An 18407-nucleotide genomic window follows, 5' to 3' on the forward strand; every position below is an offset into this window, starting at 1 on the left:
AAATGGTAGATTTAGAACAGTTGGGTCAGCAGGCTCAACAAGCTAGCTATACGCTGGGGTTACTTTCAACGGCGCAAAAAAATCAAGTGTTGACCGCAATGGCAACGGCGTTAACGAGCCATCAAGATGAGATATTGGCAGCTAATGCGCAGGATTTAGAGAACCCGCAAGTACCAGTTAAGTTTGTTGACCGGCTCCGGCTAACAGCAGACCGCATCCAGGATATGGCGATCGGGCTCAAACAGGTCGTGAGTTTGCCAGATCCAATTGGAAATGTGGACCGCGCGTGGCGCAACGAGGCCGGGTTGATGATTGCCAAGGAACGGGTACCATTAGGTGTTATCGGCATGATTTTTGAAGCGCGCCCCAATGTGACGGTGGATGCATCAGCACTGTGTTTTAAAACCGGAAACGCTGTAATCTTACGCGGTGGTAAGGAAGCCCTTCACTCTAATCAAGCACTTGTCCAAGTCTTACGTGGTGCATTACGGGCCGAAGCGGTCGATGAGAATGCGATTCAACTGATTACGGATACGTCGCATGCGACTGCGGCTAAGTTCATGCAGCTCACTGATTACGTGGACGTCTTAATTCCACGCGGGAGCGCCCGTTTGATTCAAACGGTGTTGGCTAAAGCAACGGTACCCGTTATTGAAACGGGAGCCGGTAATTGTCACGTATACGTGGACAAAGACGCGCAATTGCAAATGGCAACCGATATCGTGATCAATGGGAAAGTTCAGCGGCCATCAGTTTGCAACGCCACTGAAAAGCTTCTAATTCATCGTGAGGTTGCGGCCGATTATTTACCTAGCATGATTCAGGCACTTCGTGAACAAGGCGTAGAAGTACGCGGGGATGCCGCAACTCAAGCCATTGTTCCTGATGTGGTTCCAGCAACGGATGCGGACTGGGGAACGGAATATAATGATTTAATTATTGCAGTGAAAGTTGTTGATTCAGAAGCAGCGGCCATTACGCACATCAATCGTTACAATACCCAACATTCCGAAGCTATTGTGACGGATAATTATCAAGCTGGGAAGCTCTTCCAGCAACGGGTCAACGCAGCGTGTGTTTATATCAATGCTTCCACCCGGTTTACGGATGGCTTTGAATTTGGGTTTGGCGCTGAAATCGGGATCTCAACGCAGAAGTTACATGCTCGCGGTCCGATGGGATTAGCGGAATTAACATCTTATAAATACGTCATTGATGGCAATGGTCAGATTCGCCATTGATGGGCAAGTATCGTTATTAGTCAGTATATCGGCTAATAGCGATTTTTTTATTGCCGATTGGGGGGACAAGTGTTTATCCGATTTTTGACTTCTTGATTTGATAACCCACCATAGCCGGTCTAGTTTTAAGCTCGCGTACCATACGTTTGGTTCAAAAGCGCAAGCTAGTTTCGGCCTGAATAGTGAAGGCATAATACCATGGTGACTTAGAATGCTGAGCGAAACTTTTAGTTGACAGATGTAAACTTAAAAGCTAATCTTATCTTAATTAGTTTTTAATCTAAGGGGAGGAATCATGATGATGAACGCAGGATTGCAAAACGTTATTGTAGTCGTGAAAACCAGTAATTACCGGTTTACCACGGATAACGGAGGCTTACCGTTGATGTGTTGTTGTCGGCGCCAATCGAAGTATCGTTGCCAGTAACCGACATCATCGTTAAGTTAGGAGTCAGCATTCATGAAAAAAAGAATATGGATCAGCAGTATTGCTATTGTAGCCCTAGGATTAGTGTTAACTGGCTGCGGTAGCCAGCAGAGTAGTCAGCAGAAGACGTTGAACGTAACGGCGACCCAGTCGATTGCGACCGCTGATCCTAATAAGGCCGACGATATCGCTAGTCAGGCCGCTATTGCTCAGTTTATGGAAGGCTTGTACACAACTAATCAAAAGGGGAAAGTCGTGCCGGCAATTGCCAAGAAAGTCGTCAAACCGACTAATAATGGGAAGACTTATACCTTTAATTTGCGGCACAATGCCAAGTGGTCGAATGGAAAAAAGGTCACGGCCGCTGACTTTGTTTATTCCGTGCAACGCCAGGTCGATCCGAATACCAAGTCACAGGAAGTCGGACACGTTGCTGAAATCAAGAATGCAACGGCAATCACGGCTGGTAAGAAGGCGGTGAAGACCTTAGGCGTTAAAGCGTTGGGTAAGTATAAGTTACAAATTACATTGCAACAGCGCGTGCCGTATTTTAATTATCGGCTAGCCACAGAGATCTATCCGTTAAACAAACAATTTACTGAGAAATACGGGAATAAGTATGGGACATCGGCACAGCGAACGCTCTCTAATGGTCCCTATGTCTTGAAGAGTTGGAATGGGACGAATGACACGTGGAAATATGTGAAGAACCCGTATTATTATGACCGTAAACAGGTCCGAATCAAGAATATTAAGGTGCAGACGGTCAAAAATAACAGTACGGCCGAGAACCTCTTCCAAAGCAATGAGGTCCAAGTCACCCAGATTACGGGCACCCAAGTATCGGCAGCTGAGCAAGGGTCACTAAAAAGTCAGATGAAGGTTACGAAGTTAAATCAACTCTACTTCATGTTGTGGAACCAGAAGCGCTCAGCATTGCAGAATACTGACTTGCGGCGTGCTGTGAGTTACGCTTTGAATCGCCAGTCATTGGTTAAGAACGTTCTCAAAGACGGCTCAGTAGCGGCGACGTCATTAGTTCCTGCTGGCAATACCAAGAACCCGACAACAGGGAAAGATTTTAATACGGATACCGGAAATTTGTATCCATACAGTCCAGCAAAGGCTAAACAGTATTGGCAGAAGGCTCAGGCGAGCTTAGGAAAGCAAAAGTTAACACTGCAATTATTGACGAACGATAATGATATTAATAAGTCGGTGGCAGAATATATTCAAGCTGCAATTGAGAAAAATCTTAGTGGTGTCACGGTCAATGTCAAGTCAGTACCACTGACAAATGAGATTTCAACTTTAAGCAAGGGTGATTTTGACTTTGCCACGTTGTCGTGGTCGAGTGATTTCCAAGATCCAGTTGATTTCTTGAATAAGGCTTCGATAACTAATTCTGTCAACTTTGGGAAGTTTAACAATGCGAAATATGAGCAATTAATCTCAACGATTACGGCCGATAAGCAGTCAACTAAGGCCCGATATCAGACGATGCAGCAAGCGGCTAAGCTAGTCGCTCAGCAACAGGGGGTCACACCGATTTATCAAACTGCTGCTGCTCACTTGATCAGTAACAAGGTTGGTGGGGTTCACTTCACATTGTTGCGAGACGCCCTTTATCGCTATGCCTACTGGAAGTAATCAGTCAGATAAATATTATTAATTTGATAGAAATGTAATTGAATAAATCAACTAGCCCGAAAAAACGCGTTTTTTCGGGCTTTTTTTGATGTTTTGGCAAACGGCGCAATAAAACGGATAACCACGGGCTTAACTGTGAATAGTTGTCCTGAATCAGTTTGCAGTGTTCTGGGTGACCAGTCATAATAATCGTTATCTTTTAGGGGTTTGTGCCCTGTTTGACCACTAAGTAAGGCGACCTTATCAAGGATAGGCAAACACCCTGTCACCTTCTTATAATAAGATTAATTTTATAAACTGCTCAGTTAATCACATAGGGGGTGTGATGCTTTGGTTAAACAAACTACGGAAATGAATGATGCAAGTTACTTATTTAATACCGGCGCAGGATTTAATAGTCAGGATTACTTAGGCTGTCATTTGGCCGCATCTGGTCGGGCGGTATTTCGCGTCTGGGCGCCGCATGCTAAGGCGGTCGGGGTTGTTGGCGATTTTAATGACTGGCAACCAAGCGCACTAAAGTTATTAGGGGCGACTGGGATTTGGCAAGGACAAGTTCCGAACGTTCATGCGGGTCAGTTATACAAGTTTCAGATCACAACACCAACTGGCCAAGTGCAACTAAAGATTGACCCGTTTGCACAACAGTTCGAACGAAAACCGGGGGATGCGGCCGTAGTTGTTGAGCCGATGACGATGCGTTGGCACGATAGTTTGTGGCTAGCTCGCCGGAAGAAGTCGCGCGCTGCCAATCGGCCAATTAACATTTATGAGGTGCACTTAGGTTCGTGGCGCCGTCATCTTGATGGTAGCTACTACACTTATGCGGAATTAGCCGCTGAACTGATTCCCTATGTAAAACAACGGGGCTATACCCACATTGAATTAATGCCCGTGATGGAACATTTATTAGATGCGTCTTGGGGTTATCAGCAATTAGGGTATTTTGCGCCAACCAGTCGTTTTGGCAAGCGTGACAGTTTTCTCAGCTTTGTTGACCAGTGTCACCAAGCGAATATCGGGGTATTCGTTGATTGGGTACCGGGTCACTTTATTCGCAATTATGATGCGTTGTACCAGTATGATGGTACGCCGACATTTGAATACGCTGATCCTGAGCGCGCGAATAACCGTCGTTGGGGGGCGTGGAATTTTGATCTCGGTAAAACACAGGTTCAGAGTTTTCTGATTTCAAGCGCCGAATATTGGCTCGACCAGTGTCATCTAGATGGCTTGCGAGTGGATGCTGTCTCTAACATGTTGTATTGCGACTATGATGAAGGGCGCGAAGGGCAGGTTAATCAGTATGGGGATAATCGTAATTTAGAAGGCATCGCCTTTTTACAAAAGTTGAACACCACGGTCTTAACCCACCATCCCGATATCTTGATGATTGCGGAAGAGTCGTCCGCCTATCCGCAGGTTACGGGTTCGGTGGCCAATGGCGGATTGGGATTTAACTATAAGTGGAACATGGGGTGGATGCACGATACCCTGGATTTCTTTATGATGGATCCGTTATATCGGCACGATCACTTTAATCTACTGACATTTGCATTCGTGTACATGTTCGATGAACGGTTTATTCTACCGTTTTCACATGATGAAGTCGTGCACGGCAAGAAATCATTAATGCATAAAATGCCGGGGGACCGCTATAATCAGTTTGCAAATTTGCGGACGATGCTAACTTATATGGCTGCCTTTCCAGGAAAACAACTGAATTTTATGGGTTCAGAGTGGGGGCAGTTTCTAGAGTGGCGGGACTGGAGTGCGTTGGAATGGGTCGACTTAAAGGATGATCTCAACCATCGGATGCAACAGTTCACAACGCAACTGAACGCGGTCTATCGGCACAATCGGCCGTTGTGGGAACAAGACCATGATCCTGCGGGGATTATTTATACACATACCGATGATCCTGACAGTTCGACCATGGGGTTTATCCGGCAGGCCAAACGAAAATACAGTTTTGTGGTCGCTGCTTTCAATTTTGTTCCTGTTGAACGTCAAGATTACCGGATTGGCGTACCGTATCGTGGCCGTTATGAGTTGTTACTCAATACTGAAGCGCAGGCTTTTGGCGGCACGTGGACAAAGCTAGAAACAACGTTTACGGCGGTCGATAAGCCGTATCGGGGGCAACCAGCTAGTTTTACCGTGACCTTGCCGGCGATGGGTGCATTGTTGATTCGACCAGTTAAAGTGATAGGGGGAGTTAAGCATGCAAGATGAAATGTTAGGGATTATTTTAGCGGGCGGTCAGGGCACCCGGCTTGGTAAGTTGACAAAGGATACGGCTAAGCCCGCCGTGCCATTCGGCGGTCGTTACCGAATTATTGATTTTACACTCAGCAACTGTGCTAACTCGGGTGTGAATACTGTTGGGGTTATCACGCAATATCAACCCCTAGAACTGAATGCACATATTGGTAGCGGTGCGAGCTGGGGCTTTGATAGCTTAAATGGTGGGGTGACGGTTTTACAACCATACTCGTCTAGTGAAGGTGAGAAGTTCTTTCAAGGGACGGCGCACGCCATTTATCAAAATATCGAATATATTGATCAACAAGACCCCAAGTACCTGCTCGTCTTATCTGGCGATCATATTTATAAGATGGATTATGACGCTATGCTGAAATATCATCAGGAGAAGAAGGCTTCGTTGACCGTTGGGGTGATCCACGTGACTAACGAAGAAGCCAAACGCTTTGGCATGATGAATACGGATGCGACGGATCGAATCATTGAGTTTGAGGAAAAACCGGAACATCCTAAGAGTGATAAAGCCTCGATGGGTATTTATATCTTCAATTGGCCGACTTTGCGGGATTACTTAGTTAAGAGTTATGCTACCGATAAGTCACTTGAAGACTTTGGTAAAAATGTCATTCCATCATACTTAGCCAATAATGAATCCGTTTACGCTTATGCTTTTAAGGGTTACTGGCGAGATGTTGGAACGATTAAGAGTCTGTGGCAAGCCAATATGGAATTCCTATCGCCCCATAACCGGTTAAATATCGGCGATCGTTACTGGCGGATTTACTCTAAAGCAGAGGTGCTACCACCGATGTTTTTGACGGAAACGAGCCAGGTCAATAATGCCATGGTCGTTGATAGTTGTTACGTTGCGGGCGAAATTGATCATTCAATCTTATCGCAACGCGTGTCAGTTGGGATGGGTAGTCGCGTGGTTGACAGTATGATTATGCCCGGTGCAACGATTGGAAAAAATGTGGTGATTGACCACGCATTGATTGGCGAAGATGCAGTGATTGGTGATGATGCCCAGATTATTGGTACGACTGATAAGATTGCAGTTGTTGGGTATCACGAAACGATGGGGGTGGAACAACCATGAGACGTGAACAAGTGAGTGCCATTATTAATTTACTGGAACCAAGTGACGCGTTACAACCATTGACTGCAGTTCGGCCAGTTGGAATGTTACCCTTTGGTGGTCGTTATCGGTTGGTTGATTTTCAATTATCGAGTGTCATCAATGCGGGGATTCAAAATGTGATGGTGACGGTCCCGCGGTCAGGGCGTTCCGTGGCTGACCATTTGCGTAGCGGGCGTGACTGGAGCCTGAACACAATTCGCGGCGGCCTATTCTTGTCCCCATACAATGACTTGAAATTAGTGGCGCCAGAAAAGAAGGCCGCATTACTGCACCATTACTATGATAATTCGATTCAGTTTCTGAAATGCAGCCAGAGTGAGTACTCGGTAGTGATGAGTACTCGCAATGTTGGTAATATTGATTTAAAGGCGCTACTACGGTATCACGAGGAACGTAACAGTCCCGTGACGGCGGTTTATAAGCGCGTTGATCCAGCTAGTTTGATTCCCGAAAATACAATCTTACAATTGACTGCTAAGGGAGAAGCAACGGCGGTCGTTCCGATGAGCAAGGCCAAGATTAGCCCGAAGACGAAACAAGTTGCCAAGAGCATGGCTATTTACTTGATGAGTACGGTCGATTTAATCGAATTATTGCAGTCGGCCAATCAACGGGGTGACATGATCAGCCTAGAGGAATTGATGCGGCAAGCAGTCATCCAACATAACGCTAATGCTTTTGAATATACGGGCTTTCAGGCGAATATTCATGATATCAACAGCTACTTTGCGGCCAATATGGCCGTTTTGGATGAAGCTAATTTCCGAGCGTTATTCTACAGTTCGCGCCGTATTTACACCAAGGTCAAAAATGAAATCCCGACGTTCTTTGCGACTGGTTCACAGTGTCGTGATAGTTTATGTGGTACTGGGGGCTATATTGAAGGGCAACTTGACCACTCCGTCATCTTTCGGGATGTACTGATTAATCGTGATAGCCAAGTTAAAAATGCCATCATTATGCAGGGGGCCCGGATCGGTGCCGGTTGTAAGTTAGAAAACGTCATTATCGATAAAGACGCCGTAATCGGGCCCAACCTAGTGCTTAAAGGAACTTCAACGACACCGTTAGTCATCAGCAAAGGGCAGCACGTCTTTCAACAAGCGGAGGTGGCTGTGCATGACTAGGGTATTATTCGCGGCGGCAGAAGCGGCCCCTTTTTATAAGACTGGTGGCTTAGGCGATGTTAGTATGGCGTTACCGCGCGCCTTGCAAGCGGAAGGAATCGAGACGCGTGTAGTGATTCCGTATTACCCTCACCAGATGCCGACCGAATATCAGCAGCAGTTAGTGCCAGTGACGCATTTTACTGTTCAAGTGGGTGAACATGCGATGTATTGCGGTATTAAAACTCTGACAGTCGCGCACGTTCAGTATTATCTAATTGATAATTTAGATTATTTTGGTCGTGAAGGATTATATGGTTATTGGGATGATGGTGCACGCTTTGCCTTCTTTCAGATGGCGGTTTGTGAAATGATGGAGCAGATCGATTATATCCCTGATATTTTACAACTCAATGATTGGCATACGGCGTTTATTCCTGTCTTGCTAGCTGAAAAGTACTATTGGATCGAAGCGTATCGTGATATTAAAACGGTGCTGACGATTCATAACTTACAGTTTCAAGGTGTCTACGATCCGATTATTTTGGATAGTCTCTTTCGAATCGGAACTGAGACTTACACCGAAGCCGGCGTGGCGTTTTACGATCAAGTGAACTGGCTGAAGGGCGGTATTAACTTTGCAGATGCCGTTAATACGGTGTCACCGACCTACGCACAAGAGATTCAAACACCAGCTTTTGGGGAACGTCTCGACGGGGTACTGCGGGCCAATCGGTACAAACTGAGTGGGATTCTTAATGGCATTGATATGCAATTATACGATCCCGCAACCGACCTGGCACTAACGGCGAATTATTCGGCTAAGAATTTGAAACCTAAACGTCAGAATAAACGTGCTTTACAGCGCCGATTAGGGTTGCCTGTCAAAAACGTGCCGGTATTGGCAGTCGTTTCTCGGTTAACGAAGCAAAAGGGTATCGACCTCTTGCTGGATGCATTGAATCCATTCTTGCAGCAACAAGATGTGCAACTCATTGTTTTGGGAACGGGTGACCCAGCATTGGAACGCGCGTTACGCACCTATCAGTCGGCGTATCCGCAAAAGGTGGTCGCCGCGATTCAATTTGATACGCAGCTAGCTCAGCAAATCTATGCGGCCAGTGATATCTTTCTTATGCCTTCTGCCTTTGAACCGTGTGGCTTGTCGCAGATGATGGCGATGCATTACGGGACGTTACCGATCGTGCACGCGGTCGGTGGGTTGCGGGACACGGTCATTCCGTACAATCGCTATACCGATCAGGGAACCGGCTTTAGCTTTGACGACTACCAGCCAGCGGTTCTACGTAAAATTATGGTTCTAGCCGTGACCTTATATCGGCAGCATCCACTGGTTTGGCGGCAGCTGCAGCACCAAGCAATGACTTGTGATTTTGGCTGGGAACATTCTGCACAGCAGTACCGTGCGACTTATCAGAAGCTAATGCGTTAGGTTTGATGGGGGTGTGAATTTGAAATTAACGTGTGCGCAATTTAAAAAGGACTTTCTAAGTGAAATTGAGACCTTGTATTCAACATCGCTGAGTGACACCTCGACGATTGGGCAATTTATTGCACTGGGACAGCTAGTTCGGCGCTATAACAGTCAGAGTTGGACACGAACAGCTAAATTTTACCGCGATCATCATCAGAAACAAGTCTATTATTTTTCCATCGAGTTCTTGCCGGGACGCTTACTCGCTTCTAATTTGTTGAATCTCAACTTATTGACGACGGTAAAAAAGGGCTAACGGAATTAGGCTTAGACTTTGAGACAATCAGTCAGGCTGAACCTGATCCGGCGCTTGGTAACGGAGGATTAGGTCGGTTGGCAGCCTGTTATATGGACGCGATGGCTAGTTTGAAAATTGCCGGCAACGGTAACGGCATCCGCTATCGTTACGGCTTGTTCAAACAAGTTTTCATGGATGGCTATCAAGTAGAATTACCCGATGATTGGCTCCATCATGGCAACGTGTGGGAGACCCGGCGCGATAACAAGAGCTGCATTGTCCAGTTCGGCGGCAATGTGTGGTTACAACCGCAAGCGGATGGTAGTTTACAACCGCAATCTGAAAATACGGAAGACGTGCTAGCGGTTCCTTACGACGTTGGTATCGTCGGGTATCACAACGATATTACGAACACCTTGCGTTTGTGGTCCGCGGAGTTACCACCCAGTGCGACCTATTCTTCGCAGGATCAGCGTGATCGAATCAGTGAGATTACCAAGGTCTTGTATCCTGACGATTCTAACTCGGCCGGGCAACAACTGCGTTTACGCCAAGAATACTTTTTCTCTTCTGCGGGTGTTCAAAGTATCGTGCGTGATTTTTGTGCGACGCACCATGGCATCAAATTGTTAGGCAAAAAGGTCGCGATTCACATTAACGATACGCACCCGACGCTGGTGATCCCTGAGATGATGCGGCTATTAATGGATGAACATCACTGTTCATGGGAAGTTGCGTGGACGTTAACGACGCAAGTCATGAGTTACACGAACCATACGATTTTACAAGAGGCCCTCGAGACTTGGCCAATCGATATGTTTAAAAACCTGCTACCTCGGATTTATCAGATTATTGCGGAAATCGACCGGCGCTACCGGGAACAACAAACGCCGATTTTTGGCAAAGCGCTCGTTGATCAGACGGCGCCTTTAGGCAACGGACAAGTACGGATGGCCTACCTAGCTGTGATTGGGAGTCACAGTGTGAACGGTGTCGCGCCACTGCATACGGAATTACTGAAAACGGATGTGTTACGGGGCCTGTATCAAGTTTATCCGGAGCGGTTTAATAATAAGACGAATGGCATTGCAACCCGGCGGTGGGTTCAATTGGCGAACCAACCACTAGCGCAATTGATTGATCAGACGATTGGTTCGGACTGGCGGCGGCAACCAGATTTATTACAGACGCTACTGCCGTATCAACAAGATGACCACTTTTTGTACCAGTTAGGTCAAGTTAAACTGACTAACAAGCAAGCTTTAGCCGCGTACGTTCAGCGTACTATGGGGATCAAGATTCGCACCGACGCGATTTACGATGTTCAAATCAAACGGTTGCATGCTTATAAGCGGCAACTCCTACACGTCTTTGAAATCTTGCGCGAGTATTTTGCCATTAAGGATCATCCGCAACAGCCAGTCGTGCCGCGAGTACACATTTTCGGTGCCAAGGCGGCTCCTAGTTATCACTATGCCAAGGCGATTATCAAACTCATTAATGTCGTCGCTGACATGGTGAATCAGGACCCGGCGATTGGTGATCGGTTAAAGATCGTCTTTATTCCGAACTACGGGGTCTCCATTGCCGAACTGATCATTCCCGCCGCCGACCGTTAGCGAGCAGATTTCAACGGCCTCCAAAGAAGCGTCGGGGACTAGTAACATGAAACTGATGGCCAACGGTGCATTATCATTGGCAACGTATGACGGCGCGAATATCGACATTATGCAAGCGGCGGGTGCTGAAAATGAATATCCGTTTGGGCTTAAGGTCAATGAAGTGTACGACTATTACCATCGCGGCAACTATCACGCCGCTGACTTTTACGATGCTGATCCTGAATTAAAACGGCTCTTAGATAGTTTGATTGATGGCACGATTCCGGGAATTCCAACGGTTGGTCGGGAAATCTATGATTCATTACTGCGGTATAATGATGAATTCTTTGTCTTAGCCGATTACCGGGCTTATGTCACCCAACAACAGCAGATCAGTCGTGATTTTCAAAATCAACCCACTTGGCAACAACGCTCGTTAGCCAATATTGCCGCTTCGGGACACTTTGCCGCGGACTTAGCAGTGGCGCGGTATGCTGACGATATTTGGCAAGTGCCCCACGAACGACTGAATTAAGAAAGGAAGGGTGACGGATGCAGGTAACGTATAACTCATTTTTACCCACGTATAAGACGCCCTTTGGTGCCGTGACCCGCCAGACACCCGTTCAATTCACAATCAGTGTTCAGACAGTAACGCCGGTTAAGCAGATTGATTTATGCGTGGCTCATGATGGTCAGTGGGATGATGAACAGGCCTTACCGTTACATCCAATCAGTCCCACAATGTATACGGCCACGTTTATACCGACCCAGGTTGGCCTGTACTTCTACTATTTTCGGATTGAAACGGCGACCATGACCGCTTATTATGGTTGCGTTGATGGTGGTTATGGTGGCCCGGGCGTTCAATACGTCTTGCGCGAGCATGTTCAAATGTATCAATTGACAATCTTGAAAGCAGTAGAAACATTGCCACAATGGTATCGTGAAGGGGTTGCTTATCAGATCTTTGTTGACCGCTTCAATAATGGCAACGCGGATGGCCACGTTAATGCGCCCAAGCCAAATAGCTTTATTTATGGTCAACTAACGGATCGCCCACTATACGTGCGTGATGAACACCGGGCGATTTTACGCTGGGATTTTTACGGTGGTAATTTGCGCGGTATTAGTGCTAAGATTCCATATTTACAGCGACTCGGTGTGACAATTATTTATCTGACGCCGATCTTTGAGGCCAGCAGTAATCATCGGTATGATACGGGTGACTATCTGAAGATTGATCCGGTCGTCGGCGATTTGACGGACTTTGATAACCTGGTCGCGGCCGTACACCGGGCCGGTATGCGACTGATCTTAGACGGTGTTTTTAACCATGTTGGTGTGGATTCTAAGTATTTCAATCAGGCGGGCCATTACCCGACGGTTGGGGCAACTCAGTCGACCACGAGTCCGTACTACCCGTGGTTCACATTCATTCATTATCCCCACGATTACGATAGCTGGTGGGGCATCCGTGATCTGCCGACAGTTGATAAAGACGATCCAACATACCGCGATTTTATCTTTGGTAAACCCGATTCGGTCATTGATTATTGGACGCAACGCGGTGTGGATGGCTGGCGCCTAGATGTCGCGGATGAGTTGCCAGACGATTTCATTGCTGGAATTCGACGGACCCTTGACCGTTATCCGGATAAGGTTTTGATCGGTGAAGTTTGGGAGGATGCCTCTCATAAATTAGCGTATGGGATGCGCCGGCACTACTTAGAGGGCGGCGGCTTACAGGCTGTCATGAATTATCCGCTCCGCCGCTTGATTATTCACGTTTTAAACGGCACGCTAACACCGGCCGAATGGTGGCGTGAACTAATGACCCTCAAGGAAAATTATCCCGCTACGACGTTTCGCTTTAACTTCAATAACATCGGTAGCCATGATACGCCCAGAATCCTGACTATGTTAGCCGAAGATCGCCAACGCCTACGTTTGGCCGTCCAACTACTCTTGACGCTTCCAGGTGTACCGTGCCTGTATTACGGTGATGAGGCGTTGATGATGGGGGGGAAAGACCCTGATAACCGTGCGTTTTATCCGTGGCAGGACGCAGATCAGGCGCAAGTTCAGTTAGTCGCTGACTGGGCGAATTGGCGTCAACGGCACCCGTGGTTAAACACAGCCCACTTTGTGCCGTTTTACTTGGCAGATTATGGCATTGGCTACCTTTATTGGCAGGCTGATCAGACCGTGATGGTGATTGTCAATGTGACTACTGAGCCGCGAACCATGACGAGTCACGATTTAAAGTTGAGTGGTGTGCCCATAAAATTAGCACAAGCGATTCAACGCTGCCTTGTGACGCAGACGCTGGGTGGTGAACAGTTGCGCCTTATTGAAAACTTTACCTAAATTTTACAGGAACTTGATGATTGTTAGTACGGTTCAGCCGTATAGTATAATTGTACTTTTTAATAGCACCCCGCTATTGATTATGTATTACGAAGTACTCATCGATCCTTAATGAGACGTAGGCACATTAGTGCGTGGCTTTCCTTGATTGGCCACGCATTTTTGTGCGCTTATAAGCAGAATGTCTGCGTTGTTCAGACGAGGTGCTTATAATAAAGGTAAACACTAAAGCACCTTTTCGGATGGTTTTAAATAGACGTCATCACGAAGGTAATTAGTGTATTGGTGGCGCTGGTTATTGGCCAGTGACTGATTAATTAGGGGGTAATTGGTTGTATCAAGCAGTAGTGTTTTTTGATTTGGATGGAACGTTAATGCAGGACGATAAGACGGTTGCGGCCAGCAGTGTGCGGGCAATCCAGCAATTACGAGCTAACCACGTCCTACCCGTCATTGCCACGGGTCGCAATGTATTCGAAGTTCAAGATGTGATGACAACGACGGGGATCGATTCAATCGTCAGTGCGAATGGGAGTTACGTCGCGTATCAAGGGCAGTTTTTGAGTGCGCACGAACTGGATAAGGAGCTTTTGACCGATATTACTCATTTTGCCAATCGCCAACAGAATGCGCTAGCTTATTATAATAACGCCGGTTTTGCGTTAAGCCATCGTGATGCATTGACAACCAGTAATTATCGGGCACTCAGACAGACGGCCCGGGTCGCACCGCACTTTTATGAACATCAACATATTAATTTCTTACTGACGTTTGATCCGTTGAATGCGGCGCAATATCGGCAGCGATATCGAGGCCGACTACATTTTGTTCGTAATAATCCGCGTGCGCTGGACACTATGCAATGGGGCGTCTCCAAGGCGGTTGGAATTCAGGATATCTTAACCAAGGCGCATTTAACTAAGGTACCGACCTATGCGTTTGGTGATCAATTAAATGATATTGAGATGTTCCGAATGATCCAGACACCGATTGCAATGGGCAATGGTCATCCGCAGGTCAAACAACTCGCGCGGTACGTGACCGCTGACAACATGCACGGCGGGATTGCCCAAGGATTGCAACATTTTGATTTGATTTGAGAATTGACAGCTAGTCTGATAATTATAAGCTTCCAGTGAGCAGTCCAACTGGTGAGATTAGCGACTGGCTTAAACAAAACAAACCGGATTTGGTAACCATGACGTGGTCGCCAAATCCGGTTTGTTTTGTGATGAGTTTAATGGAAATACGTTAGTTTAGTTGTGCCTTAATATTGGCGAGTGTGAGCTGAGTCGTATCGGTAAAATTGATATCTGCCGCCGCTAAAACGGTCGGGTCACCAATACCGATGGCAGTTTCGCCAGCGCCTTTGATCGATTGTACGCCAGCCGCCGCGTCCTCGACACCAATACAGTCAGCTGGATTAAGGCCTAAAATCTCAGCACCGCGCCGAAAAATCTCGGGATCAGGTTTACCGTGTTTGAGACTAGCGGGGTCGACGGCCTTCGTAAAGTAGTCACTAAGACCGAGTTTACGTAGCACAAGCGGAGCATTTTTTGATGCTGAAGCGAGTGACAATGCGTAGCCAGCCGTTGTTAATTCAGTCAAAAAGGCGGTGATGCCTGGTAGAATGTTGGCTGGGGTCATTTGGTTAACGAGCTGCAAATAATTGGTGTTCTTTTCCGTAGCTAGCGCTTGTTTTTGGGCCGGTGTGAAGTCATTTTCTCGGTGCCCTTGAGCTAGAATGAGGTTGAGTGAATCCATCCGACTGATACCTTTGAGCGCGTCAGCTAATTGATCATTCCAACTGACCCCGACTTTATCGGCGATCTGGTGCCAAGCTTGGCTATGAAAAGTAGATGTGTCCGTGATAACGCCATCGAGGTCAAAGACAAACCCCTTGATTGCTGCAAATTTAACCATGTTGATTGCCTCCTAGATTAATCGGTATAAGTGACGGAAAGTGGTTTCTTAGCTTGTAATTGGCAATGCTGTTTTCCAATCATAATCGTGCTGGGTTGGTCCGCAGTGACGGTTACCCGTTGATGATCGATAACGAAAACATAGTGAACACCCCGAAAGAGATGCTTGAATTTCAATGTTTGCCAGTGTTCAGGTAGCCGTGGGCTCACCTGTAAGTGGGCACCTAGTGGATTGACCCCGCCAAAGTTCCGTGTCGTCAGGTTTAAGGTCGCACACATGACGCCGAGGTGAATCCCTTCAGCGGTCGTCCCACCTTGAATGTCGTAATAGTCGGATGCGAGGGCCTCTGAGAAAAGCTTCCAGGCGTCATCGTCATTATCGTCAAGCTGATTCAAAACGGCGTAAACGATCCGCGAGAGAGTGGAACCATGCGTTGTGCGCGCTAAATAGTATTGAATGTTATGGGTCAGATACTCTTTAGGAAGTTGATATCCCATTTTTTCAATAATCTTCTGAACAGTTGTGACATCGAAGTTATAAAAGGCCATCAAGGCGTCTGCTTGTTTGGCCACTTGGTAAGCATCGGGTGTCTTAGACTCTGCTTTCAAGATCCGGTCCATCCGGGCGATGTCACCGTACTTTTGCCGGTAAGCTTGAAAGTCAAGCGTCGGTAGGTTGAAGTACCCCTCAAATTGAGCAATGATTCCCCGACGGTTGATTTCAAGTGTTAATTGATGACTGATCGTCGTTAACGCTTGCTCAGCCGTTGAGTCAAATTGTGCGGCCTGAGCTGCCGCTTGAAAAGCAGCTTGGGGCATCTGCGCCCGAAGCGTGGTAATCGTGTCAAAGAGCCACGCAACCATGATATTGGTATAGGCGTTATTCTTCAATCCAGCGGTCGTGCTGTTTGGATAGTTTTCATGGAATTCATCTGGTCCCATGACCCCACTAATGTTATAACGGCCATTAGCTTGGTCATAATCTGCTTTACTGATCCAAAAGGCTGCGATCGATAGCAACATTTCCATACCATAATGAGTTAAGAAATCACGGTCCTGAGTAACGTGGTAGTAAAACCAGACGTTGTAGGCAATATCTAACGAGACGTGTCGCTGGAGCCGGCTATTATCTGGATCCCAGGTTTTAGTAATGGGATTTAAGTGAGTGAATTGAGATTGTTCATCACCCTTGGATGCTGATTGCCAGGGGTACATGGCTCCCGCATAGCCTTCTGCTTCGGCATTTTTACGCGCCATTGGTAGTCGCCGGTAACGATAAGCTAAGAGTTGTTTGGCTAGTTCCGGTCGGTGCAACGTGTAGAATGGTAAAATGAACATTTCGTCCCAAAAGACGTGTCCCCGGTAAGCTTCTCCGTGGAGCCCCCGAGCACCAACGGAAGCGTCTAATTGGCCGCTTTCAATTGCGGCAGCGGAAACGAAACTGTGGTAAATATTGACGCGCAGTAAGCGTTGGCTTGTAATATCGCCACGGATCTTAATATCTGTGGCGCGCCAAGTCGCTTCCCAATAGTCCTTGCTAGTGGTTACCGTATTGTCAAAACTGGACTGGTCGAGCTCGGCTTGGACGTGGGTCAACTGGGGATCACTATGGTCATTACTAGTTGCAATGACGACGTTCTTATCGAAGGTATACGTTTTACCAGCTTCTACCGCCAGTGAAACGGTTTGCTGAACGCCCTGAGGTTGTTGCGTGCTATTAAAGTTCTCAATTGCAGGAACGTCTGGGCTAGTTAGTTTGGCCCCAATCGTGTAATTGATATGTGATGATTTGGTCTGACCAGAAAGGTAGACGGTATTAGCAGCCGTTTCGATGCCCATAGTCTTCAGATGATGCTGATCGAAGACGTTATAGCGGCTAACGTTGCTATTCACGACGCTACCGTCGATTTCGGTATAGATTTGTAGACTACCCGCAAAGTTGAGTGGGGTGACTTGGTAACGAATGCTGTAACGGTGCCAATCACGCATGTTGGCGACTTTCTGCGACCGGATTCTGAGTTGATGTCCGGAAGCGAGCTGAATCAATTTAGTGGTCGTCAAGAGTCCCGTTTTCAAATCAAGGCTCCGATAAGCATCTTGTAAATCATGTTCGTTGAGTGTAAAGGGAGTCTGATGATCAATACCGAAAGTCATGAACTGAGCGTTCGGTAAATTGACTAAATCTTCATTCTTCACTTGGTGGTCATGAACAGTCGTGGTGGTTTGATCATAGACCCCGGCAACGTATGTCCCAGGATAATTGTCCTTGTCGGCGTGACTTTCCAAAAAGGCGCCCCGTAGACCAAAATAACCGTTACCAATGGTCAACATGGCTTCTTGACCATTATTACGGACACCGTGGTATTGGCCGTAGTAATCCAAATGCCATTTTAAATAGGCACTTTTAGCTTTAACTGCGGCTACTAGTCCAAGTTGATCAACGGCAGCTTGGCTAACGACTGGGATATTAAGCAAATTAGTCAAAGCTAGCCCGACATCAATGCGATCATAGTTGACACCGACGATTGTGTCTGAGAATGGATAGGACAGTCCGTTTTCAAGAATAGCAGCATCGAATTGAAGTCCGGCTAAGCGAACCTTGATGTTCTCTAGATTTTCACCAATTGTTTGGTCAGAATTATAGGCAATCAGGTAATGGGCCGTTGCGGCTTGCCCCGATACTGGATGATAAGCGATATCCATCGCGTCATTTTCAATTCGCAATCTAATAAGTTTCATAAGTCCACACTCCTTAGTTCGGTCATTAAAAATTGCAATAAGTAATCCTAAATATAAAAATATTAACCATAACTACAGCCTAGTCTCTTTTTACAAGACTCGCAAATATTGGTGATGAAAGTAGGGGCTGACGAGGTTGAAAGTGGCGTTGTTTTCGAAGGTGAATGAACAAAGTGTTCTGGCTTGTGCTGATGATACTTGGTCTTTGATGC

10 protein-coding genes and 1 pseudogene are annotated in these 18407 nt (G+C 46.8%); 9 read left to right on the top strand and 2 right to left on the bottom strand.

Annotated elements, in window-relative coordinates; translation table 11 throughout:
• The first annotated feature begins 2 nt into the window (after positions 1 to 2).
• The 9 genes and pseudogenes from MZO41_RS02670 to MZO41_RS02710 all read left to right on the top strand — a co-directional run bounded on the left by MZO41_RS02670 (position 3) and on the right by MZO41_RS02710 (position 14634).
• Positions 3 to 1241 (top strand): glutamate-5-semialdehyde dehydrogenase, encoded by a 1239-nt coding sequence (locus MZO41_RS02670; protein ID WP_003641641.1) that lies wholly within the window; start codon positions 3 to 5, stop codon positions 1239 to 1241.
• 460 nt (positions 1242 to 1701) lie between these two features.
• On the top strand, positions 1702 to 3318 hold the full coding sequence (locus MZO41_RS02675; protein ID WP_003641642.1) for a peptide ABC transporter substrate-binding protein: 1617 nt from the start codon (positions 1702 to 1704) through the stop codon (positions 3316 to 3318).
• A 351-nt stretch (positions 3319 to 3669) separates the two neighbouring features.
• Positions 3670 to 5553 (top strand): 1,4-alpha-glucan branching protein GlgB, encoded by a 1884-nt coding sequence (glgB, locus tag MZO41_RS02680; protein ID WP_031275296.1) that lies wholly within the window; start codon positions 3670 to 3672, stop codon positions 5551 to 5553.
• Entirely contained in the window at positions 5543 to 6682 is a 1140-nt protein-coding gene (locus tag MZO41_RS02685) for a glucose-1-phosphate adenylyltransferase (protein WP_003641645.1), read from the top strand. Before glgB ends, MZO41_RS02685 begins: the two co-directional genes overlap by 11 nt.
• Complete coding sequence (glgD, locus tag MZO41_RS02690; RefSeq protein WP_003641646.1) at positions 6679 to 7851, top strand: glucose-1-phosphate adenylyltransferase subunit GlgD; 1173 nt, start codon at positions 6679 to 6681, stop codon at positions 7849 to 7851. Before MZO41_RS02685 ends, glgD begins: the two co-directional genes overlap by 4 nt.
• On the top strand, positions 7844 to 9283 hold the full coding sequence (glgA, locus tag MZO41_RS02695) for a glycogen synthase GlgA (protein WP_003641647.1): 1440 nt from the start codon (positions 7844 to 7846) through the stop codon (positions 9281 to 9283). Before glgD ends, glgA begins: the two co-directional genes overlap by 8 nt.
• Before the next feature lie 19 nt (positions 9284 to 9302).
• Positions 9303 to 11699 (top strand): annotated as a pseudogene (locus MZO41_RS02700) (glycogen/starch/alpha-glucan phosphorylase).
• Between the two features lie 17 nt (positions 11700 to 11716).
• A complete protein-coding gene (locus MZO41_RS02705) occupies positions 11717 to 13534 on the top strand; it encodes a glycoside hydrolase family 13 protein (RefSeq protein WP_022638278.1) in 1818 nt (605 codons plus the stop codon).
• Between the two features lie 332 nt (positions 13535 to 13866).
• A complete protein-coding gene (locus tag MZO41_RS02710) occupies positions 13867 to 14634 on the top strand; it encodes a Cof-type HAD-IIB family hydrolase (RefSeq protein WP_003641650.1) in 768 nt (255 codons plus the stop codon).
• A 151-nt stretch (positions 14635 to 14785) separates the two neighbouring features.
• On the opposite strand, the gene pgmB is transcribed toward MZO41_RS02710, so the two are convergent.
• Both pgmB and MZO41_RS02720 read right to left on the bottom strand, forming a co-directional pair.
• Positions 14786 to 15457 carry a beta-phosphoglucomutase gene (gene pgmB / locus MZO41_RS02715; protein ID WP_003641651.1) on the bottom strand — a complete coding sequence of 224 codons (672 nt, stop codon included), beginning with the start codon at positions 15455 to 15457 and terminating at the stop codon, positions 14786 to 14788.
• Positions 15458 to 15474: 17 nt separating this feature from the next.
• Positions 15475 to 18195, bottom strand: coding sequence for a glycoside hydrolase family 65 protein (locus tag MZO41_RS02720; RefSeq protein WP_003641652.1), 2721 nt, complete (start codon positions 18193 to 18195; stop codon positions 15475 to 15477).
• Between the last annotated feature and the right edge of the window lie 212 nt (positions 18196 to 18407).

The sequence above is a fragment of the Lactiplantibacillus sp. C232 genome (assembly GCF_023806725.1).
Taxonomy (GTDB): domain Bacteria; phylum Bacillota; class Bacilli; order Lactobacillales; family Lactobacillaceae; genus Lactiplantibacillus; species Lactiplantibacillus plantarum.